Source organism: Corallococcus sp. AB038B (genome assembly GCF_003668955.1).
Classification (GTDB): Bacteria; Myxococcota; Myxococcia; order Myxococcales; family Myxococcaceae; genus Corallococcus; species Corallococcus exiguus.
On record NZ_RAWO01000002.1, the window covers coordinates 896,981 to 917,961 of the forward strand.

19 protein-coding genes are annotated in these 20,981 nt (G+C 68.1%); 7 read left to right on the forward strand and 12 right to left on the reverse strand.

Features of this window, described 5'->3' with window-relative positions; genetic code table 11:
- Positions 1 to 36 precede the first annotated feature (36 nt).
- The gene (locus D7Y04_RS14690; protein WP_121759735.1) at positions 37 to 921 is read left to right on the forward strand and encodes an NAD(P)-dependent oxidoreductase; all 885 of its coding nucleotides are present in this window, start codon (positions 37 to 39) and stop codon (positions 919 to 921) included.
- Here D7Y04_RS14690 and D7Y04_RS14695 read toward each other — a convergent pair.
- The 6 genes from D7Y04_RS14695 to D7Y04_RS14720 all read right to left on the reverse strand — a co-directional run bounded on the left by D7Y04_RS14695 (position 918) and on the right by D7Y04_RS14720 (position 7,960).
- Positions 918 to 1,700, reverse strand: a complete 783-nt coding sequence (locus tag D7Y04_RS14695; RefSeq protein WP_121759736.1) for a fatty acid desaturase — start codon at positions 1,698 to 1,700, stop codon at positions 918 to 920. The two genes, D7Y04_RS14690 and D7Y04_RS14695, sit on opposite strands and share 4 nt — an antisense overlap.
- 191 nt (positions 1,701 to 1,891) lie before the next feature.
- Positions 1,892 to 2,770, reverse strand: a complete 879-nt coding sequence (locus D7Y04_RS14700) for a flagellar motor protein MotB (RefSeq protein ID WP_121759737.1) — start codon at positions 2,768 to 2,770, stop codon at positions 1,892 to 1,894.
- A gap of 145 nt (positions 2,771 to 2,915) precedes the next feature.
- On the reverse strand, positions 2,916 to 4,100 hold the full coding sequence (locus D7Y04_RS14705) for a right-handed parallel beta-helix repeat-containing protein (RefSeq protein ID WP_121759738.1): 1,185 nt from the start codon (positions 4,098 to 4,100) through the stop codon (positions 2,916 to 2,918).
- Between the two features lie 117 nt (positions 4,101 to 4,217).
- A complete protein-coding gene (locus D7Y04_RS14710; protein ID WP_121759739.1) occupies positions 4,218 to 5,399 on the reverse strand; it encodes a right-handed parallel beta-helix repeat-containing protein in 1,182 nt (393 codons plus the stop codon).
- 116 nt (positions 5,400 to 5,515) lie between these two features.
- The gene (locus tag D7Y04_RS14715; protein WP_121759740.1) at positions 5,516 to 6,697 is read right to left on the reverse strand and encodes a right-handed parallel beta-helix repeat-containing protein; all 1,182 of its coding nucleotides are present in this window, start codon (positions 6,695 to 6,697) and stop codon (positions 5,516 to 5,518) included.
- Between the two features lie 114 nt (positions 6,698 to 6,811).
- Entirely contained in the window at positions 6,812 to 7,960 is a 1,149-nt protein-coding gene (locus D7Y04_RS14720) for a right-handed parallel beta-helix repeat-containing protein (RefSeq protein WP_366934539.1), read from the reverse strand.
- Positions 7,961 to 8,339: 379 nt separating this feature from the next.
- Between D7Y04_RS14720 and D7Y04_RS14725 the strand changes: the two genes are divergently transcribed.
- From D7Y04_RS14725 to D7Y04_RS14735, 3 genes are read left to right on the forward strand one after another with little or no spacing between them, the layout of a single operon-like run.
- The gene (locus D7Y04_RS14725) at positions 8,340 to 10,127 is read left to right on the forward strand and encodes a hypothetical protein (RefSeq protein WP_233601420.1); all 1,788 of its coding nucleotides are present in this window, start codon (positions 8,340 to 8,342) and stop codon (positions 10,125 to 10,127) included.
- A 1-nt stretch (position 10,128) separates the two neighbouring features.
- The gene (locus D7Y04_RS14730) at positions 10,129 to 11,133 is read left to right on the forward strand and encodes a hypothetical protein (protein WP_120594023.1); all 1,005 of its coding nucleotides are present in this window, start codon (positions 10,129 to 10,131) and stop codon (positions 11,131 to 11,133) included.
- Positions 11,134 to 11,143: 10 nt separating this feature from the next.
- Complete coding sequence (locus D7Y04_RS14735; protein ID WP_121759741.1) at positions 11,144 to 12,736, forward strand: DUF1501 domain-containing protein; 1,593 nt, start codon at positions 11,144 to 11,146, stop codon at positions 12,734 to 12,736.
- A gap of 1 nt (position 12,737) precedes the next feature.
- Here D7Y04_RS14735 and D7Y04_RS14740 read toward each other — a convergent pair whose 3' ends face one another.
- Positions 12,738 to 13,781 carry an NAD(P)-dependent alcohol dehydrogenase gene (locus tag D7Y04_RS14740; protein WP_121759742.1) on the reverse strand — a complete coding sequence of 348 codons (1,044 nt, stop codon included), beginning with the start codon at positions 13,779 to 13,781 and terminating at the stop codon, positions 12,738 to 12,740.
- Between the two features lie 145 nt (positions 13,782 to 13,926).
- Between D7Y04_RS14740 and D7Y04_RS14745 the strand changes: the two genes are divergently transcribed.
- Entirely contained in the window at positions 13,927 to 14,832 is a 906-nt protein-coding gene (locus D7Y04_RS14745; RefSeq protein WP_120594026.1) for a LysR family transcriptional regulator, read from the forward strand.
- A gap of 81 nt (positions 14,833 to 14,913) precedes the next feature.
- Positions 14,914 to 15,819, forward strand: coding sequence for a LysR family transcriptional regulator (locus tag D7Y04_RS14750; RefSeq protein ID WP_121759743.1), 906 nt, complete (start codon positions 14,914 to 14,916; stop codon positions 15,817 to 15,819).
- A 7-nt stretch (positions 15,820 to 15,826) separates the two neighbouring features.
- On the opposite strand, the gene D7Y04_RS14755 is transcribed toward D7Y04_RS14750, so the two are convergent.
- A complete protein-coding gene (locus tag D7Y04_RS14755; RefSeq protein WP_121759744.1) occupies positions 15,827 to 16,816 on the reverse strand; it encodes an aldo/keto reductase in 990 nt (329 codons plus the stop codon).
- A 292-nt stretch (positions 16,817 to 17,108) separates the two neighbouring features.
- On the opposite strand from D7Y04_RS14755, the gene D7Y04_RS14760 reads away from it, so the two are divergent.
- Positions 17,109 to 17,405: a hypothetical protein gene (locus D7Y04_RS14760; RefSeq protein ID WP_121759745.1), complete on the forward strand. Its 297-nt coding sequence runs from the start codon at positions 17,109 to 17,111 to the stop codon at positions 17,403 to 17,405.
- A gap of 46 nt (positions 17,406 to 17,451) precedes the next feature.
- On the opposite strand, the gene D7Y04_RS14765 is transcribed toward D7Y04_RS14760, so the two are convergent.
- The 4 genes from D7Y04_RS14765 to D7Y04_RS14780 form a co-directional block, all read right to left on the reverse strand.
- A complete protein-coding gene (locus D7Y04_RS14765) occupies positions 17,452 to 18,135 on the reverse strand; it encodes a tyrosine-protein phosphatase (RefSeq protein WP_121759746.1) in 684 nt (227 codons plus the stop codon).
- Between the two features lie 66 nt (positions 18,136 to 18,201).
- The gene (locus D7Y04_RS14770) at positions 18,202 to 19,746 is read right to left on the reverse strand and encodes a kelch repeat-containing protein (protein ID WP_121759747.1); all 1,545 of its coding nucleotides are present in this window, start codon (positions 19,744 to 19,746) and stop codon (positions 18,202 to 18,204) included.
- A gap of 137 nt (positions 19,747 to 19,883) precedes the next feature.
- Entirely contained in the window at positions 19,884 to 20,504 is a 621-nt protein-coding gene (locus D7Y04_RS14775; protein ID WP_121759748.1) for a DUF1877 family protein, read from the reverse strand.
- A gap of 37 nt (positions 20,505 to 20,541) precedes the next feature.
- Entirely contained in the window at positions 20,542 to 20,880 is a 339-nt protein-coding gene (locus D7Y04_RS14780) for a hypothetical protein (RefSeq protein ID WP_121759749.1), read from the reverse strand.
- Between the last annotated feature and the right edge of the window lie 101 nt (positions 20,881 to 20,981).

Sequence of the window (20,981 nt, forward strand, 5' to 3'; positions counted from 1 at the left end):
CTTCGAGGCTGGGCGCCTCACAACAGGAGCGTGAAGATGACGTCCATCCATTCGACGAAGCTCGCGGTGATTGGCAGTGGTCTCATGGGCAGCGCGCTGGCGCGGGCCTTCGCCTCGGCGGGGCACGACGTCGCGGTGTGGAACCGGACGCCGGGCAAGGCCAAGGCCGTGGGCGGGGGCACTGTCGCGTTCGAGAACCTGGTGGAGGCCGTCACCGGGCGGGCGCTCGTGGTCGTCTCGCTGTCCAACTACGCGGCGTGGACGGAGTGGGTTTCTTTGCCGGCCGTCGCGTCGGCACTCGCCGGAACGACGCTGGTCCAGCTCACCAGCGGCTCACCGGCGGACGCTCGTGGAGGCCTGGAGTGGGCGAGGGCCCACGGCGTGGACTACCTGGATGCGGCGATCCTCGCCTATCCCGCGTTCGTGGCCACCGACTACGCGACGGTCTACTACGCCGGGTCCCGCGCGGTGTTCGACCGGCACCAGGAGACCCTCCAGGCCATCGCCAAGAACTCCGTCTATGTCGACGAGAAGATCGGCTCCGCGGCGACGCTCGACTGCGCGATCCTGGAGGCCTACTACGGAGGCTCCCTGGCGGTCCTCCACGCCGCGGCGATGTGCCAGGCCGAGGGTTTGGATCCGAAGGCCTTCTTCGCCCAGAAGAACTCCTTCCTCGGCTTGATCTCCGTCACCGCGGACGCCGCGCAGGACATGATCGAGCGCAATGACTTCACCGGCCAGCAGTGCAGCCTCAATACCCACGTCGCGGCCATCGAGCACATCGTCCGGCTGAGCACGGACGCCCGCATCAGCGACCGCTTCCCCAGGGAGCTGCTGGAGAACTACCGGCGGGCCCTGGGCGCGGGGCTGGGTGAGCAGGAATTGCCCGCCGTGTTCCGCACGCTGAAGGCGGTTCCCTAGAAGGTTTCACGCTTCTGCATTTCGGGAAGCGCCGCGTCCAGGCGCTTCGCCAGTTCCGGCAGCTTGATGGTGGGGACCGCCGGGAAGAGGTGGTGCTCCAGGTGATAGAACATGCTGAACGTGAGCAGGTTCTTCCAGCCGGTGCGCTGGGTTCTCGCAATCGTGGGGTCGTCCTGCGTGTCGTGATGCACGGTCCACACGGCGAAGAAGGCCATCAGGCACTCGCCAAGGACCATCACCCCGACGTGGTAGATGAGGAAGTGAAGCCGCAGGTGGAAGACTCCGGTGACGAAGATGGCGATGGAGGCCAGCTCGAAGAGGACGTTCCAGCGGTACTTCGTGTCTCCCTTCTGGAGGGTCACCTTGTGGATCAGGAACATGTGGACGGGGCCGTACAGGATGGCGCCGTACCACGACATGCCCGCTGACTTTCCTTCGTAGTCACCCTCCGCCAGGGTGTACCGGTGATGTCTCAGGTGGTTGAACTTCACCGCGTGGAGTGAGGCCACCATCAGCACGCTGTTGAGATACAGCGTGAGCCACGTCAGGAACTTGTTCGTACCCAGGGCGCGGTGGAAGCCGTTGTGCACCTGTCTCAGGCCCGTGAGGAAGTAGAAGGCGGAGAAGGGCAGGGCGAGCGCGTAGTGCTCGAAGTACGCCAGCACCATCGAGAACACGAACCAGGGAATGGTCAGGTTGTTCTCAATCAGCAACTCCCGCGTCGAGAGCGTCCGCAGGTCCTTCCACTTCACGCTGCGCAGCAGTTCCAGATGTGCCATGTCGAGGGCGAAACCCGACGACGAGGGAACAGCGACAGCACCACGGCCAGGTGCTCGCGGCTGTTCTAACAAGCCCTGTTCCCCCTCAGCAGGACGCGGTCCTCCGGGGCATCAGCTGGCGGATTCATGGGTAGAAGACAGGACAGGGGCAGGCAGGGCCCGCCCCCTCTCCGAATAACGCCCGCGCGCCTCTACCGGCCGGACGAGGATTTCTTCCCGACGGCGGGCTTCGTGGCCGCAGCCTTCGCGGGAGCACCCTTCACGGGCGTCGCCTTCGAGGGGGCCGCTGCTTTCGCGATGGCGGTGTTTCTCTTCGCGGCCAGCTCCGGAATCAACAGCAACTCGATGCGGCGGTTGCGCGCACGGCCCTGCGGCGAGGCATTGGCCCCCAGGGGCCGCGTGTCGCCGTAGCCGGCCGCGAGCATGCGCTTCGCGGGCACGCCGCCCTTCTCCTGGAGGAAGCGGACCACGTTGACGGCGCGCGCGACGGACAGCTCCCAGTTGGTGGGGAAGGTGGCCTGGAGCTTCTGCGTGGGCGGCGAGTCGTCGGTGTGGCCTGACACCTGGATGAGCTTGTCATCCACCTTGGACAGCACGCCGCCCAGACGGGTGAGGACCTCCTGTCCGCGCGTGCTGATGCTGGCGTCGCCTGAATCGAAGAGGACCTTGTCGACCAGGTCCACCTGGAGGCGGCCTCCGTCCTGGGACAGGCGGATGGCGCCCTCGGCGATCTCCTTCTTCAGCTTGTCCTGGAGGTCCTCGTAGGTGGCCTTGAGCCGGCTGAGCTCCGCTTCCTGCTCCTGCACCGTCTGGCTGAGCTGTTCCTTCTCCGTGTTGAGCTGATCCTTCTCCGTGGTCAGCTTCGTGTGTTCCGCCTCCAGCGCGGCCAGCTTCGCCTCTAGCTGCTGCTTCGCGGTCTCTGCTTCGTTCGCTTTAGCCGTGGCAGCCGCCGCCTCCGCGTCCGCGCGGGTCGTGCTGCGATGCGACAGATAGAGCACCAGGCCCGCGAGCACCGCCACCAGCGCCGTCACCAGCCAGGGCCCCCAGGCCCTTCCGCGTTCCTCTTCCATGTCGCGACCTCCAGGGTGGAATGGACGGAGGCCACGCTAGTGAAACGCCCCAGGTGCGCCTCAAGGCGCCCCGGGTGTGTGCAGGTATCTGGAGGTGAATTGTTCCAGCCAGGACAGCCGAAGTGCGCCGCCACGGGCTGGGACGTCAGTACATGGCGCAGACGATGCCCACGCAGTCGCCCGCGGTGTTGTTTCGCGCGACGTTTCCGCCGCCGTCAAAGGCGGTGGGCGCGTAGATGCCGAAGCCCGTGTTGTTCAGGGCCAGGTTGTTGATCACCGTGGGGGTGCTGGGCGGCTCCACCCGGAGTCCGTCCCCGTCGTTGGACAGGAACTGGTTGCCGCGGACGATGCCCGTGAGCGGGCCAGGGGTGGTGGGCCCTTCGCGGGTGGACAGGGTCAGGCCGCCCGCGTTGTCATGGAAGGTGTTGCCGTCGATGTAGACGGTCTGGGCCGCGACCTGGAGCTCCGTGCCGTTGTGGACGGCCAGCGAGTCGAGCATCGACAGCTTGAGCGGCTCCCAGACCGGAGTCGTGGCGGGCGCGAACGCGGTGTTGTTGGCGATGAGCGTGTTCTCGAACCGCATCTCGCTGCAGACGCGGGCGTCGGCGCCGTCGTTGGGGATCGTGCTCACGGCGTCATTCCACGCGAGCGTGCTCGACCTGAAGCGGACCGTTCCGTGCCAGCAGTAGACTGCGCTCCCGTTGGCCGTGAACGTGGAGTCGAGCACGTCGATGCCATGGTAGTCCGCGAACATCGCGATCTCGTTGTGGGTGAACACGGACGACCTCACATCGAAGTTTCCGTTGGACGCATCGAACTCACCACTCAGGCCTCTGACATTCCCGCTCAGGCGGCACTCCGTGATGAGGAAGGTCGCAAATGATCCCCAGTGGTAGACGCCGACGCCGTTGTCGAGGAGCGCGAGCTTGTGGAGGCGCACGTACGTCGTGTTCGAGTCTTCAGGTGTGCTGATGGCCCGGCCGAATCCCTGAACCGTGCCATTGCGCACCATGCTGTTGGACCAGAGCGCAATGCCCTGTGATGCGGAATTCGCCGGCCCCGTGCGGCGCACGGTGTGGCCACCCAGGTCCAGGACGATGCCTTCGCCCACGACCTGGAGCGCGAAGGGCGCCGAGCTGGGGCAGTAGAGATCGCGCGTGAGTCGCGTGTGCTCGGTGATGGTGTCACCGCACCGGACGTGGGAGCCGCCTTTGAACGTCACCTCCGCATCCGCGTCGAAGGGGACCGTGTCACGGGCCTGGGCGTCTGGCGCTCCCGTGAGCAAGCTGGTCACGGCCATGGCGACGACGAATCCGCGTGTCTGCTTCATGCAGCCTCCCCGAGCCGGAGACGTCCGGCCACCGGCGGAAGAGGCTAGGCACGGTGCTCCAGACGGCTTCCCCCCCAGAGGGAGCAGCACGCCGCCTGGAGCCGGACACGGCGGTGCTTAGAAGGGCGAACAGACGATGCCCACGCAGTCGCCCGCGGTGTTGTTTCGCGCGACGTTCCCGCCGCCGTCAAAGGCGGTGGGCGCGTAGATGCCGAAGCCCGCGTTGCCCAGGGCGACATTGTTGATCACCGTGGGCGTGCTGGGCGGCACCACCCGGAGGCCGTCCCCGGCATTGCTCAGGAACTGGTTGCCGCGGACGATGCCCGTGAGCGGGACGGTGACGAAGCCGGTGCGGTCCGACAGGGTCAGGCCGCTCGCGTTGCCATGGAGGGTGTTGCCGTCGATGTAGACGGTCTGGGCCGCGACCTGGAGCCCCGCGCCGTTGTGGACGAGCAGCGAGTCGAGCATCGACAGCTGGATCGGCTCCCAGACCGGAGTCGTGGCGGGCGCGAACGCGGCGTTGTTGGCGATGAGCGTGTTCTCGAACCGCATCTCGCTGCAGACGCGGGCGTCAAAGCCGTCGTTGGGGATCGTGCTCACGGCGTCATTCCACGCGAGCGTGCTCGACCTGAAGCGGAACACTCCGTGCCAGCAGTAGGCGGCGCTCCCATTGGACGTGAACGTGGAGTCGAGCACGTCGAAGCCATGGAAGTCCGCGAACATCGCGATCTCGTTGTGGGTGAAGATGGATGACCGGATGTCGAAGGTTCCCGTGGACGCATCGAACTCGCCGGCCATCCCTGTGCCATTCCCGCTCAGGCGCGAGTTCGTGATGAGGAAGTTCGCATAGGACGCCCGGTTGAAGACGCCGACATTGTTGTCGAGGATCGCGAGCGCATGCAGCCGCAGGTTCAGCACGGGTGAGCCGTTGGTGGTAGAGATGCCGCTGGCGAATCCCTGGACCGTGCCATTGCGCACCATCCTGCCGTTGGCGACCACGATGCCATGGGATGTGAAGTTCGCAGGACCCGTGCGGCGCACGGTGTATCCGCCCAGGTCCAGGACGATGCCCGGGCCGTCGACTCGGAGCGCGAAGGGCGCCGAACTCGGGCAGTAGAGATCGCGCGTGAGTCGCGTGTGCTGAGTGATCGTGTCGCCGCACCGGACGGTGGCGCCTCCGGTGAACACGACCTGGGCTTCCGCGTCGGAAGGCTCCGTGTCACGGGCCTGGGCGTTGGACACTCCCGTGAGCAAGCTGGTCACGGCCATGGCGACGACGAATCCGCGTGTCTGTTTCATGCAGCCTCCCCGGCCGGAGACGTCCGGCCACCGGCGAAAGAGGCTAGGCACTGCGCTCCAGACGGCTTCCCTCCCAGTGGGAGCAGCACGCCGCCTGGAGCCAGACACGGTGGTGCTTAGAAGGGCGAGCAGATGATGCCCACGCAGTCGCCCGCAGTGTTGTCGCGCGCGACGTTCCCGCCGCCGTCAAAGGCGGTGGGCGCGTAGATGCCAAAGCCCGCATTGCCCAGGGCCACGTTGTCGAGCACCGTGGGGGTGCTGGGCGGCACGACCCGGAGTCCATCCCCGTCATTGCTCAGGAACTGGTTGCCGCGGACGATGCCCGTGAGTGTGCCACCGGAGGGCCCTGCTCGGTCGGACAGGGTCAGGCCGCTCGCGTTGTCATGGAAGGTGTTGCCGTCGATGTAGACGTTCACGGCAGCGGCCTGGAGTCCCGTGCCGTTGCTGACGACCAGCGTGTCGAGCATCGACAGATCGAGCGGCGACCAGACCGGTTCGCCAGGAGGCGCGAACGCGGCGTTGTTCGCGATGAGCGTGTTTTCGAAGCGCGTTTCGTAGCAGCGGCGGGGGCCTTCGCCGTCATTGTGGGCCGTGCCTACGGCGTCGTTCCACGCGATGGTGCTCGACCTGATACGGATGAGGCCTTCCCAGCAGAAGAAGACGCTCTCATTGGACGTGAACGTGGAGTCGAGCACGTCGATGTCATGGTAGTCCGCGATCATCGCGAGCTCGTTGTGGGTGAAGATGGATGACCGCACGTCGAAGTTTCCCGTGGACGCATCGAACTCGCCTCTCAGCCCTACTGCGCTCCCGCTCAGGCGCGAGTCCGTGATGAGGAAGTTCGCATTGGACGCCCGGTTGTAGACGCCGATGCCGTTGTCGAGGATCGCGAGCGCATGCAGCCGCAGGTTCAGCGAGGTCTCGCCGCTGGTGGTGGTGATGCCACTGGCGAATCCCTGGACCGTGCCATTGCGCACCATCCTGCCGTTGGCGACCACGATGCCTTGCGAGGTGAAATTCACCGGACCCGTGCGGCGCACGGTGTATCCGCCCAGGTCCAGGACGATGCCCGGGCCGTCGAGCTGGAGCGCGAAGGGCGCCGAACTGGGGCAGTAGAGGTCGCGCGTGAGTTTCGTGTGCTCGGTGATGGTGTCACCGCACCGGACGGTGGTGCCGCCGGTGTACACGACCGGGGCCTCCGCGTCCGTAGGGACCGTGTCACGGGCCTGCGCCTCGGGCACTCCCGTGAGCAGGGTGGTCACGGCCATGGCGACGACGAATCCGCGTGTGTGTTTCATGCAGCCTCCCCGGCCGGAGATGTCCGGCCTCCGGCGGAGAGGCTAGTCACGATGCTCCAGACGGCTTCCCCACCAGAGAGGCAGCGCTCCGCCTGGACGGCGACACGGGGGCAATCAGAAGGGCGAACAGACGATGCCCACGCAGTCGCCCGCGGCGTTGTCTCGCGCGACGTTGCCACCGCCATCGAAAGCCGTCGGCGCGTAGATGCCGAAGCCCGCGTTGCCCAGGGCGACGTTGTTGAGCACCGTGGGTGTGCTGGGCGGCTGCACCCGGAGTCCATCCCCGTCATTGCTCAGGAACTGGTTGCCGCGGACGATGCCCGTGAGCGGGACGGGGACGGGCGCCGGGAGGTCGGACAGCGTCAGTCCGCCTCCGTTGTCATAGAACGTGTTGCCATCCACGTACACCGTCAGGGCCGTGACCTGGAGACCCAGACCATTGCTGACGGCCAGGGTGTTGATCATCGCGAGCCTGTTCGTTTCCCAGACCGGCCGGTCGGCGGGCGCGAACGCGGCGTTGTTCGCGATGAGCGAGTTCTCGAACCGCATCTCGCCGCAGGTGTAGGGGCCGCCCTGGTCGACCTGCATCCTGCCCACGGCGTCGTTCCACGCGATCGTGCTTGTCCTGAAGCGGAAGGAACCACCGAAGCAGTTGCTGACCAACCCATTGGACGTGAAGGTGGAGTCGAGCACGTCGATGTGATGGAAGTCCGCCACCATCGCGGTCCCGTTGTCAGTGAAGATCGATGAGCGCACGTCGAACATTCCCGTGGACGCATCGAACTCGCTGCTCAGTCCCCGGCCATTCCCGCTCAGACGACAGTGGGTGATGAGGAAGTTCGTTTGGGACTCGCTGTAGACGCCGTAACCATTGTCGAGGAGCGCGAGTTCGTGCAGTCGCAGGTTCGCCGTGGTTGAGCTGAAGCTGATGTCGATCCCGTACCCAAAGCCCTGCACCGTGCCATTGCGGATCATCCTGGCGTGGCTGACCACGATGCCGAATGAGCCCGGGACCTCCGGGCCGGTACGGCGGATGGTGTATCCGCCCAGGTCCAGGAGGAGGTCCGCGCCATCGAGCTCGAGTGCGTAGGGCGCTGAACCCGGACAGTTGAGGTCATGCGTGAGGATCGTGCTTTCGGTGAGGGTGTCACCGCACTGGACGGCGTGACCGGACTTCAAGATCACCTTGGGTTCCACGTTGGATGGAACCGTGTCACGGGCCAGGACGTCGGGCGCTCCCGTGAGCAGGGTGGTCACGGCCATGACAACGGCGAATCCGCGTGTCTGCTTCATGCTGCCTCCCCCGGGGCCGGAGACGTCCGGCCACCGGCGGAGAGCCTAGAGAAAGTACCCCCCGCATCATCCCGCCCAGGGGTGGCAGCGCGCCGCTGGCAGAGCGACAGCATGAAGGCGCGGCGGGGTGACGTGGATCACCACGATGGGATGGGGGGCGCGGGCCTCACTGTGTGGGGAAGATCCATCGCCAGTCATCGAGGTTCCCTCGGCGGCGCGCGCTCTCGCAGAGTGAGAGAGGGACTCCGCGCTGTGTCGGGTATCTGGCACACGCATTGCCTTGCGGCGGCGCATGACTTCGCGCGACGCGACGGCACCTGGCACCTGGCGACGCTCCACGGGATGGGCCTTGATCCTCGTCCTCTGGACGGCCTGCACCGGTGTGGTGGGCGGGCCGTCCGACAATGACGTGGATCCCTCGGGCTCGCCGGACGCCGGCTGTGAGGACCCCACGCCTTCCGGTGACCCCGACGCGGGCGAGAAGAACGACATGCTCGCTCCCAGTCGGCTGCTGCGGCGGGCCTCGCTCGCGCTGCGCGGGACGCCGCCGACGGACGAGGAGTTCACCGCGCTCGAAGCCTCGGGAGACGACGCCGCGCAGCGGGCCTTCGTGGAGCACTTCGTCGACGAGACGCTCGGGCAGCCCGTGTTCTACCGGACGATGTTCGAGCAGGCGCGCGACTGGTTCAACATCCCGCCTGTCCCTCTCACCGCCGACGCGCCCGAGTACGGCCTGCAGCAGCAGCGGTCCATCCAGCGCTGCGCCGCGGGCACCGCGAAGGCCGGCGCGTGGAAGTACTTCCGGGGCGACGACGCCGCCTGCAGCGGGGTGAAGTCGGATGGCTCGCCCGTGGATGAGCGCGCAGTGGAGCCGTGGTGGGCCCCGGGGACCACGGTGACGCTGGTGGGGTACGCGGCCAACGCCTCAGCCACGGGCACCGGATCCGTCAATGGCAATCCCGTGCCCATCACCTGCGCCAGCGCGGGTCCGGTTGGCACCTGCGGCTGCGGGCCCAACGCCGTGCGCTGCCACGCCGACTTCCAGCAGTACGCCGGTTGGGAGGACTACCTGCACTACCACGAGCAGGGTCAGCGGCGGCTCGTCGCGGAGGAGCCCGCCCGCCTCTTCGCCCACCTCGCGTGGCACGACCGGCCGGTGACGGACCTCATCCTCGGGAGCTACTCCGTCGCGCCCACCCGGCTCCAGGCCGCGTACGTGATGCAGGGCATCGAGGGCGGCGCGACAGGACTGCTCGATGATGACTCCTGGTGGCGGCCGTCGCGCTTCTCCGCCGCGCCGGTGGATCCGGAGCACGCACCGGGGGACCCGCTCGCCTGGCGCGAGTATCAGGTCCCCGCGCGCGACCCCTTCCTCCTGGCGGAGCGCGACTATCGCTATGACCCTCGCACGACGGTCATTCCGGCACGGGGGATTCCCGCCGCGGGCATGCTCACCAGCATGGGGTTCCTCGCGGGCTATCCCCGCGAGCGCGTGCGCGGTGCGCGGGCCCTGGAGACGCTGGCGTGCGAGGTCCTCGCGCCGCCCCTGGGTCAGAAGTTCAACGAGTACCGCCGCGATCCGGGCACCGAGGGCCCTTGCCAGCACTGCCACCGCCGGCTCGACCCCGCGGCCATCCACTTCAAGCGCTTCGCGAAGGAGGGCTCGGCGACCGAGGGCCATGGCGCGAAGTACCTGATGCCCGGCGTGGGCACCGCCTGGCATTGGCCCGTCTCGTGGCGCCGGGGCGAGTACCCCTACGGTGGGGATCCGTTCAGCCACTGGAACCGGTGGTACGTGGCCGACACGATGCTCACGCCCATCACCGAGGCCCAGGCGCAGGCGAACCCCGAGGCGCTCTTCATCGACTTCCTCCCGCCGGAGCAGACGCTGCTGGGGCAGGTGGGGGACGGGACGGTGGGGCCGCTCGGCTTCGCGAAGCTCATCGTCGCGGCGGGGGCCTTCGACCGCTGCGTGGTGAGACACCTCCATGCGCAGGTGCTGGGACGGGACATCGACCCGGCGCGCGAGGCGGGCTACCTGGACGCGCAGGTGGAGCGCTTCGTCGCGGGGGGCCGCAAGGTCCGCCCGTTCGTCAAATCCCTCACGCAGTCCCACCTCTTCCAGCGGGGGCGCTGACATGAACCGCTTCGCACTCCTCCTGCTCGTGCTCCCCGTGTCGCTCGCGTGCGGCAGGGATGGCACCACGGCCGTCCCGTCCTCGCAGTCCCAGAAGGCCTGTGGCACCCCGGCCAGCTCCGAAACCGTGCGCATCATGCAGGGCCTCCAGCCGCACTGTGAGGGCTGCCATGCGCAGGGCGCGCGCGGGTACTTCGCGTCGGTGGACGCGTTCCAGAGCTTGATGGTGTCCGACCCGCGGCTGGTGAAGGCGGGCAGCCCGGAAGAAAGCGAGCTGATCCGCTTGCTGGAGGGCCGGGGCAGCGCCGCGTTCAAGCAGATGCCGATTGGGGAGAAGTCCTACGCGCAGCTCGTCTCCGACGGCACGGCGAAGCTGTCTGTCGCGGACGTCCGCGCGTGGATCCAATCGCTCTCCACCCAGCAGCGCGACGCGCGCCCGGACCCCGAGGCGCCGCGCATCACGCGCATGAGCGCGACGCAGGTGCAGCGGGCGCTGTACCAGCAGCTGGGCCTCACGCATGACGACTTCTTCTCCTCCGCGACGGAGTTCGGCATCCCGATGGCCGAGTCCTACGAGGATGAGCGCTACCCGATGCAGCCGCCGGACGCGGTGCCTGCTCCCCGGCAGCACACCACGGGCGAGCGCTTCTACGGACTGGGCGGAGGCTCGGTGTTCAACCAGTCGACGCCGGACCGGACCGCGTCCCCCACGTTCGCGCTCACGCTGACGCAGGTGTCGCAGCGCTGGTGCCGCCTGGCCCTGGCGAAGACGGGCAACACGGCGCTCTTCCCCGCGGGCTCCAAGCGCACCGCCGATGCAGTGGACGTGAAGGCCACGCTGCGCCGCTGGTCGCTGCGCTTCCTGGGGGAGCGCTTCACGGATGCGCAGGTGGACGCGCTCTACGCGGATGTCTTCGTGCCGCTTTCGACCCCGACGGACACCGAGCCCGCTTACGTGGGCGTGTGCTCGTACTTCATCCGCCACCCGCATTGGATCTTCTACTGAAGGGGCAACCATGAAGCTCTCGCGTCGCAAGCTGTTCGAGCTGGCCCTGGGGGCCACGCAAATGGGACTCATGGCGCGCTACGGGTTGTCCACGGCCTCGGCCGCGCCCACGCCGGGACGTCCCACCAAGCTCCTGGGCATCTGGCTGGATGGAGGCCTGCACTGGGAGAGCTTCTTCTCCCCGCTGTCGAGCGCGGGCATCACGAAGTTCATCCCGGCGCCGCTGGGCGGCCTCATCCCCGTGGGCTACGCGCCCGGACAGGTGGAGAACTTCGACCGCTCGCCGGCGGACCTGGACGCGCCGGGGCCCGTGCGGAAGCTGCGCGGGCCCATCTACTGGAACTGGGCGAACCCCTCCGACTCGCAGGGCACGAACCCCGCGGCGAACAACAACCAGCGGTACCGGCCGTGGGGCTATTCGTGGGCGGATCCCACGTACAAGCTCTATGAGAAGGCCGCGCTGCTGGTGGGCGCGGACCAGAACACGGCCGCGCACGCGAGCGGCATCGTCGCCAGCATGTGCGGCGTGGCGGGTTCGAGCTTCCGGGCTCCGGCGGTGCAGGCGGTCATCGCCAACGCCATGGCCCAGCGCTTCCCGGACCGGTCCATCCCCAACGTCAGCCTGGGCGGTGCGCTGCCGACCGCGTTCGGGTTGCCCGCGCGCGCGAACCCGACGGTGCTGCGCTCCGCGTCGACGGTGGAGCCGACGCTGTCCGACCGGCGCGGCGGTGCCTGGAACGGACTGCGCACCCGCGACGACGTGCCCGACCTGGCCTTTGACGGCTCGGCGCTTCCGGGGACGGTGCCCGCGACGGCGGTGGACGCGGCGATCCTGAAGGCCCTCCGTGAGGAGCGGGGCATCTCCACGAGCGGCACCGACGCGATGCTCGAACAGCTTTACGACACCTACAAGGGCGCGAGCCGGACCATCCGCCGCGACATCCTGTCGGTGCTGGCCGCCACGCCGTCGTGGGAGAAGCTCAAGGCGGACCCGCGCTACCCGGTGGACTGGTCCGCGTGCATCGGCTTCGCGGACTCGTGCGGCCAGGGCTCGTCGATGGGTTCGTATGACTTCGCGTTGCAGTTGTTGAAGTCGGACCTGGTGACGTCGGTAAATCTGCGGGCCACGAGCTTCAACAACAACTCCTTCGACACCCACACCGCGAACGGCGTCCAGATGCACACCAACCACCTGCGCATCGCGCTGGAGATGGTGGGGCGGCTGTGCCTCGAGATGAGCCTCACCCCCAGCAAGTCCGACCCGTCCCGGTCGCTGCTGGATGAGACGCTCGTGTATGTCTACAGCGACTTCGGGCGGACGTTCCCGAAGCAGGGGAGCGATCACCACCCGGCGACGTGCGCGCTGCTCGTGGGCGGCGGCATCCAGGGCAACCAGATGCTCGGCGGCTACGACGAGACGATGAACGGCTCGCCGATGGGGGCGCCGGTGTCGCTGGTGGAGGAGGACGGGAGCCGCGGCTCCCGTGCGCCGCGCTCGCAGGACATCGCGGCGACGGTGATGAACGCCTTCGGTCTGGAGCCGGGGAAGGACTTCTTCATCCCCGGTGGCTACGGCGTCTTCGACGGCGTCGTGAGGTCCTGAGCTACTTCAGCGTCGACGTGTCGATGACGAACCGGTACCGGACGTCGGAGGCAAGCACGCGCTCGTAGGCGTCGTTGATCTTGCTGGCGGGGATGACCTCGATGTCCGCGCCGATGTGGTGCTGGGCGCAGAAGTCCAACATCTCCTGCGTCTGGGGGATGCCGCCGATGAGCGACCCGGTGAACACGCGGCGGGGCATGAAGAGCGAGAACGCGTTGAGGGAGAGCGGCTCCGGAGGCGCGCCCACGCTGACCAGGGCGCCGTCCAGGGCCAGCAGGGACAGGTAGGCGTCCACGTCGATCTTCGCGCTCACCGTGTTCACGATGAGGTCGAACGTGCCCGCGAGCTTCTGGAACGTCTCCGGGTCCTTGGTGGCGTAGTAGTGGTGCGCGCCCAGTCGCAGGCCGTCTTCCTTCTTGCTCAGCGACTGCGACAGGACGGTCACCTCCGCGCCCATCGCGCGAGCGAGCTTCACGCCCATGTGCCCCAGGCCGCCCAGGCCCACGATGGCCACCTTCTTGCCCGGGCCCGCGCCCCAGCGGCGCAGCGGCGAGTACGTCGTGATGCCCGCGCACAGCAGCGGCGCGGCGGCTTCGAGCGAGATGCCTTCCGGAATTTTGAGGACGAAGTCCTCGGTCACGACGATGTGGGTGGAGTAGCCGCCCTGCGTGAGCTGGCCGTCCCGCCCGGTGGCGCCGTAGGTGCCGACCATCCCCTTGAGGCAGTGCTGCTCCTCCCCCTTGCGGCAGGACGAGCAGTCGCCGCACGAGTCCACCATGCAGCCCACGCCGACGCGGTCGCCGACGGCGTGCTTCTTCACCTCGGCGCCGACGCTGGCGACGATGCCGGCGATCTCATGGCCGGGGACCAGGGGGTAGGTCGCCGCGCCCCACTCGTCGCGGACGGTGTGGATGTCGGAGTGGCAGATGCCGCAGAACTTGATCTCGATGAGCACGTCGCGAGGGCCGAGCTCCCGGCGCTGGACGGCCAGGGGACCGAGCGGTGACTTCGCGGAGGTGGCGGCGTAGGCGTTGGCGGTGGGCATGTGTCTTCTTTCCAGGAGCAGTGGGCCGGTGAGCCCCGTTCACGTGCGGAGAGAGATACGCGCCAGCCCCGTGGATGACTACGCGCGAGGAGCCAATAGGCTATTAACGCGTGCTTAACAGTGGCCTCGGATACGGTCCTCGCGAATGAATACGGCCCCCTTCACGCAGCTGCAGGTGTTCCTCGCCGTGGCCCGGCTGCGCAGCTTCAGCGGCGCGGCGCGCGAGATGGGAGTCTCCACGGCCGCGGTGAGCCAGGCGGTGCGGCAGCTGGAGGAGCAGCTGCGGGTGGTGTTGCTCACGCGTACCACGCGCAGTGTGGCGCTGACGGACGTGGGCCGGCGGCTCGTGGAGGGAGCAGGCCCGGCGGTGGGGCAGACGCTGGCCACGCTCCGCGAGGTGTCCGCGCAACCCGGAGAGGCCGTGGGCCGGGTCCGGCTGACGGTGCTGACGGCGGCGGTGCCCTACGTGATCACTCCGGTGGTCCCCATCTTCCGTGAGCGACACCCGCGCGTGGAGGTGGAGGTCGTCATCGAGGATCGCTTCGTGGACATCGTCGAGGAGGGCTACGACGCGGGTGTGCGGCTGAGCGAGTCCATCCAGCGCGACATGGTGCAGGTGCGGCTCACGGAGGCGTTCCGCTTCGTGGTGGTGGGGTCGCCCGGCTACCTCGCCCGCCACGGCACGCCCCAGCGCCCAGAGGACCTGCTGAAACACGAGTGCATCACCTTCCGTTCGCAGACGACCGGAACGCTCTATCCGTGGGAGCTGGAGCGCGGGCGCAAGAGCTGGCGCGTGCCGGTGCGCGGGGGCGTCGTCACCAATGACATCCATCTGCCCTCCAGCCTGGCGGAGCAAGGCGTGGGGCTGGCCTATGCCTTCGAGCCGGCCGTGGAGGAGCGGCTGCGCACCGGGAAGCTCGTGCGGGTGCTGGAGGCCTACGCGCCCACCGTGCCCGGTTTCTTCCTCTACTACCCCAGCCGTGCGCAGCGGTCGGTGCCGTTGCGACTCTTCGCCGAGGCGGCCCGGGAGCTGGCGGCCAAGGCCGTGTGAGCGGGCAGGGTGACTCCGCGCGGAGAAGGCCCTAGCTTCGCGGCGCGTGCTGAACAGTGAAGCCCCAGAGGGTCGTCGCGAATGAACACAGCACCCTTCACCCAGCTCCAGGTGTTCCTCGTCGTGGCCCGCCTGAGCAGCTTCAGCGGCGCCGCGCGCGAGCTGGGCGTCTCCACTGCGGCTGTGAGCCATTCGGTGCGGCAGCTGGAGGAGCAGTTGCGCGTGGTGCTGCTCACCCGCACGACTCGCAGCGTGGCGCTGACGGACGCGGGCCGGCGGCTCGTGGAGACCGCGGGACCCGCGATGGGTCAGGCGATCGCCGCGCTCGGGGAGGTGGCCGCGCAGCCGGGAGAGACGGTGGGTCGGGTCCGGCTGTCCGTGCCGCGGGCGGCGGTGCCTTACCTCATCACCCCGGTGGTCCCCACCTTCCGCGCGCGTCACCCGCGCATCGAGGTGGAGGTCGTCATCGAGGAGCGCTTCGTGGACATCGTGGCGGAGGGCTACGACGCGGGTGTGCGGCTGAGCGAAGCCATCGAGCGCGACATGGTCCAGGTGCGCCTCACGGGAGAGTTCCGCTTCGTGGTGGTGGGCGCCCCCAGCTACCTGGAGCGCCACGGGACGCCCCAGCGCCCGGAGGACCTGCTGAAACATGAGTGCATCACGTTCCGCATGCGCTCCACCGGGGCGCTCTACGCATGGGAGCTGGAGCGGGGGCGCAGGAACTGGCGTGTTCCCGTGCGAGGGGGCGTGGTCAGCAATGACAGTCACCTGACGTTGGACCTGGCGGAGCAGGGCCTGGGGCTGGCGTATGCCATGGAGCCCCTGGTGGCGGAGCGGCTCCGCACGCGGCGGCTCGTGCGAGTGTTGGAGGCCTACGCGCCCACCGTGCCCGGCTTCTTCCTCTACTACCCCAGCCGTGCGCAGCGCTCCGCGCCGCTGCGACTCTTCGTCGAGGCGGCGCGCGAGCTGGCACTCAAGGCCGTGTGAATGCGGATCAGCGGCCGGTCATCTTCTCCAGGGCCTCGGGATAACGGGCTCCCTGCGCCGTGAGCTTCGCGGCGGCATCCGTGAGCTCGCGGACCTCGTCCACCGTCAGCTCTACCCGGGCCGCGCCCAGGTTCTCCTCCAGCCGGTGCGGCTTCGTGGTTCCCGGGATGGGGACCATCCACGGCTTGCGCGCCAGGACCCATGCAAGCGCGAGCTGCGCCGGCGTCACCTTCTTCCGGGCCGCGACACTGCCCAGCAGATCGACGAAGACCTGGTTCGCCGTGCGTGCCTCCGGCGTGAAGCGCGGAAGGATGTTGCGGAAGTCGTTCTTGTCGAGCTGGGAGGTGTCGGGCAGCTTGCCTGTCAGGAAGCCCTTGCCCAGCGGGCTGAACGGAACGAACCCGATGCCCAGCTCTTCGAGCGTCGGGAGGATCTCCTTCTCCGGTTCACGCCACCACAGGGAGTATTCGCTCTGGAGGGCCGTCACGGGCTGGACCGCATGCGCGCGGCGGATCGTCTTCGCGCCCGCTTCGGACAGGCCGAAGTGCCGGACCTTGCCTGCCTGGATGAGTTCCTTCACGGCGCCCGCGACGTCCTCGATGGGCACGTCCGGGTCCACGCGGTGCTGGTAGAACAGGTCGATGACGTCGGTCTTGAGCCGCTTGAGTGAGGCCTCGGCGACCTGCTTGATGTGCTCGGGCCGGCTGTCCAGGCCCTCCTGCTTGCCGTCGCTGCTCAGCTTGAAGCCGAACTTCGTGGCGATGACCACCTGAGCGCGAACCGGGGCGAGGGCCTCACCGACAAGCGCCTCGTTCGTCCAGGGGCCGTAGACCTCGGCGGTGTCGAAGAAGGTGACGCCCTGGTCCACGGCCGACCGGATGAGGGCAATCATCTCCGTCTTGTCCGCGGGCGGGCCGTAGCCATGGCTCATGCCCATGCAGCCGAGCCCGATGGCTGAGACCTCCAGGTTGCTGTTTCCGAGTCTGCGCTTCTGCATCGTGTTCTCTCCGTGAGGTTCGTCGCACGAAGGAGATACGGCCCGGACCCGGATGGGACTAGACGCCCTGGAGGCAACGGCCTGTTAAACCCACGTTGAAAGTGAAGGGTGGGCATGGGCATCGTGGATTGCCACGATTGACTCGCGTCAGGCATGCACCCCTGGTGGGTGTAAGCGTTTGGTTGCCGACGGTCGTGGGCGTGGATGTCTGTTGTTGGTGGCAGCCGTGGCGTCTGCTGACGGGCGTGCCTGCCTTTCGCGCGGGCACATTTCCCTCACAACAGGAATGCCGATGAACGCGCTGAGGAAGTCCCTGATGGCCGTGTCCGCCGTCCTCGCCGTGGCCCCCACCGCCGCGTTTGCCTATCCGCCGCAGTGCGATGAGGTCTGCCTGGTCCACTGCGCCGGGCCCTGTTACGAGGGGACCTACCGTACCAGCTGTGAGGAGTCGGGATGGTGCTCCGGGTCCGCGCCTTCCAAGGAGACCGCGTCCGTCTCCTCGGAGCAGAGCCAGCAGTCCGAGGACACCGCGCCGGTCTGCGACCCCGCCCATCCGGGCGTGGAGCAGACTCCGTCCGCGGAGAGCTGAGCCGTCCTGAGCACCCGCGGGGCCTGCCGTGTCCAGGCCTCGCGGTTCAGACGCCTCCGGGGCGGAGCGCCGCGGACAACGCGTCGAGCGCACGCTCCTGCAAGGCGGAGAGCCGCACCCCGGGCCGAGCCTGCCGCACCCGCGCGAGTGCCGCCTTCGCATCCGGAGCATCCCCCCTCGCCACGAGGAGCGCGGCGGCGATCATCCCGGTGCGCCCATGTCCCTGCGCGCAATGGACGTAGAGAGACCCCGGGAGGGCGGCCAGCTCGCGAAGAATCGGGACCACGTGCTCCACGGGCAACGTCGATGCGTCCAGGATGGGCAGCGACACGTACCGGCAGGAGGCGCGGATGGCTTCCGGTTCGATGAACTCGGAGGTCAGGTCCAGCACGGCCGTGACGCCCGAGGGCAACTCGCCGGGGAGCAACCGCCGTCCCACCAGCACCCCAGGCACCACTTCGTCAAAGGCACGCTCTCGCGAGGAGCGCCGCGCCAGATGCCAGGTGCCCCACGTGAGCAGCAGATAGGGCAGGAGCGCGAACACGGCCCACGGCCGCATGCGTCCATCCGGCTGCTTCCCGAAGGCCCTCGCGCCTGGTCCGGCGTAGGCGAGCGCCACGACCGCGAAGCTCAGCGCGGGCCACAGCAGCAGCCAGCCGAAGCCCTGGAGCCGCTGCGCCAGGAAGGTGAGGAGTGCCGCCGCGGTGGTGAAGACGAACGTGTACTTCATGCGCGGCGCAGCGTAGCCGAAACCCGGGTGGCCTCCATGCGGCGGAGGCCGACCCGGAAGTGACTGCTACTGACTCACGACACAGCCCGGCTGCGCGATGGCACACCAGGAGGAGGCCTCGCTGACGCAGATGCTGTCCCAGGCCGTGGTGCAGCAGTACGGGTCGCGGTTGCACACCGAAAACGTGCAGGAGTTGCAGTCCTTGTTCAGCGACGAGCCCGTCGTACAGACGTTGTGGGTGCAGGTCGCGGCGGTACAGACGTTGCTGCTGGAGCAGGCCTGTCCGGCGCCGCAGGTGCCGCAGGCGAGGGTGCCACCACAGCCGTCGGAGATGGTTCCGCAGGTCTTGCCCTGGGCTGCACACGTCGTCGGGGTGCAGGCGGCGGTACAGACGTTGCTGGTGGAGCAGACCTGCCCGGTGCCACAGGTGCCGCAGGCGAGGGTGCCACCACAGCCGTCAGAGATGGTTCCGCAGGTCTTGCCCTGGGCCGAGCACGTCGTCGGGGTGCAGGTGGCGGAGGCGTCGAAGACCTCGATGCTCGCCACCGCCTGCATGTTGCCCTGGGCGTTGTAGGTCGTCCCTCCGAGGAACAGGACGCGGCCATTCGGCAGCGCGACCGTGGGGTGGTCCACGCGGGACTGGGTCAGCGTTCCCACCGTGCTCCAGGTGCTGGTCGTGGGGGAGAACAGCTCCACCTGCATCGTGTTGTAGGAGCCACCGGCCATCAGGATGGTGCCATCCGGCCGCGTCACCGACGGCGCGGAGAAGTGCTGGACGGCCGTGGCGCCAGTGTTCGTCCAGGTGTTGGCGGACGGGTCATACAGCTCCGCCGCGGTGACATAGCCCGTCAGCAGCACCTTGCCGCTGGAGAGCAGCTGCAGGGTGTGGCCATTGCGGCCCGTGTTCATCGACGCGACGGTCGTCCACGTCCCCGTGGTGGGGCTCCAGATCTCCGCGTGGTTGCTGGAAGACGTGGAGCCATTGCTTCCACCCGCCACGAGCACGCGGCCGTCCGCGAGCCGCACCGCGGCCTGGCTCATCATCCCGGCGTTGAGCGAGCCCGTGGCCGCCCAGGTGTTCGTGGACGGCGTGTAGACATAGGTCGAGGTGACGATGCTCACGCCGCCCGCCACGAGCACGCGGCCGTCCGTGAGCAGCGTGGCGGTGTGGCCATAGCTGATGCGGGGCAGGGGGGCGGCGGCGCTCCAGGTGTTCGTCGCGGGGTCGTAGCGCTCGGCGGACGAGAGCACGCTCGAGTTGATGCCGCCCACGATCAGCACGGTGCCGTCCTGCAACAGCGTGGCGGTGTGAGCGCGGCGTGCGGTGAGCATCGACGGACCGCTGACGGAAGTGGCCGTCGCCGGGTCATACAGCTCCGTGGTGGCGTACGAGCCAGAAGGCGTCCCTCCGCCCGCGACCAGCACCTTGCCGTTGGCGAGCAGCGTGGCGGTGTGCTGGTAGCGAGCGGACAGCATCGAACCGCCGGATACGACGAGCGCGGACGACTGGGAGGACACGACGTCGTCCCCGGGTAACTCACTCTCGGGACTGCACGCGAGACACAACAGCAGGGGGACGACGGCCAAGGACATCCAAGAAGAAGTGCGCATGTGGGCTCCCGGGAAATGGGCCCGCGACCATGGCACGCGGTGTCTGGATTCCTTTCATGAAACATGAACACAAATCAGGTGTCTCAAGACACCCGGACTTGTCTCAGGAGGCGGGAAAAGCCGGTCCTGAGCTGGAGTCAGTCCACGCAGACGAGGACGCCGTCCCGGTGTTTCGCGGCCGTGACATAGAAGGCTCGGAAGCGGTCGAAGCGCTCGGTGAGCCACTGCCAGTCCTCGTCGATGGAATTCTCGTGCGGGCACTTGTAGACGCTCGCGTCGCTCATGCTTTCGTAGGTGAAGTGCTCACGAAGGGTGTCGAACCGCACGGCCTCCAGCATCCGGGCGATCCGCTCCACCGTCTCCGGCCGCGTGTAGCGCAGGGGCACGCCCTGACCCGCCACCACGTGCGGAGCGATCTTCGCCTCGCCATGGATTGCGATTCCGGCCAGGGAGTCGTCCTCGGCTCCCGGCTCGTTCCGGCGGCGGTCGGAGAGGACGAAGTGCAGATGATCCCACCTCCGGTCGAGTTCCACGTGTTGCGTCGCCAGGTCGGGGCGGATGCGCAACAGCTCTTTCACGGCCCCCAGGAGCTGGAGTTCGCCGGGATCCGGGCCGCCCGGTGCCAGCCGCTCCTCTCGGGGATCCTGGAGCAACCGGGTGACGGACCCCAGCCATTCGCCCACGCCGATGTTTTGCCGCGCCAGTTCCAGAAGCGGGGAACCGCTGGGAAGGGCCTGGTAGCTCGCATCGAGTCCCATGGGCCCCGTCCTAGCAGCTCCGACGCAAGCGCAGCAGCTAGCTCGCGCGGTTCACCTGTTCGGTGGAGACAGGCGGCACCACTGCGAGCGCTGCCTCCGCGGCCCTCCGCGTATTGGCTTCCGTGGCGACCTGACACAACGCCACCTGCGCTTGAAGCTGGAGCGTGAAGGCCCGGCCCCGGCCGAACATGACGCCGATCAACGCCGCAACCAGACCGCCGATCAGGACGAAGAGGCCTTGCGCGTTCATCGCCTTCGTCACCACCACACCCACGATGAAGGCCATGAAGCCCCACGCGAAGATGATGCCGGCGGCCCGGTCGTACAGCGCCTGGGCATGTTTCGTGATGATGCTGGGATCGTAATGCACTGCCATGGTGGCTCCGCGGTCTGGGGATGAAGGGCCCGTGGATCAGGCCCGCGCGGCTCCATCCCATTGCGCGAAGCGCCCGGGCATCCCCCATGAGAGGAATGCCC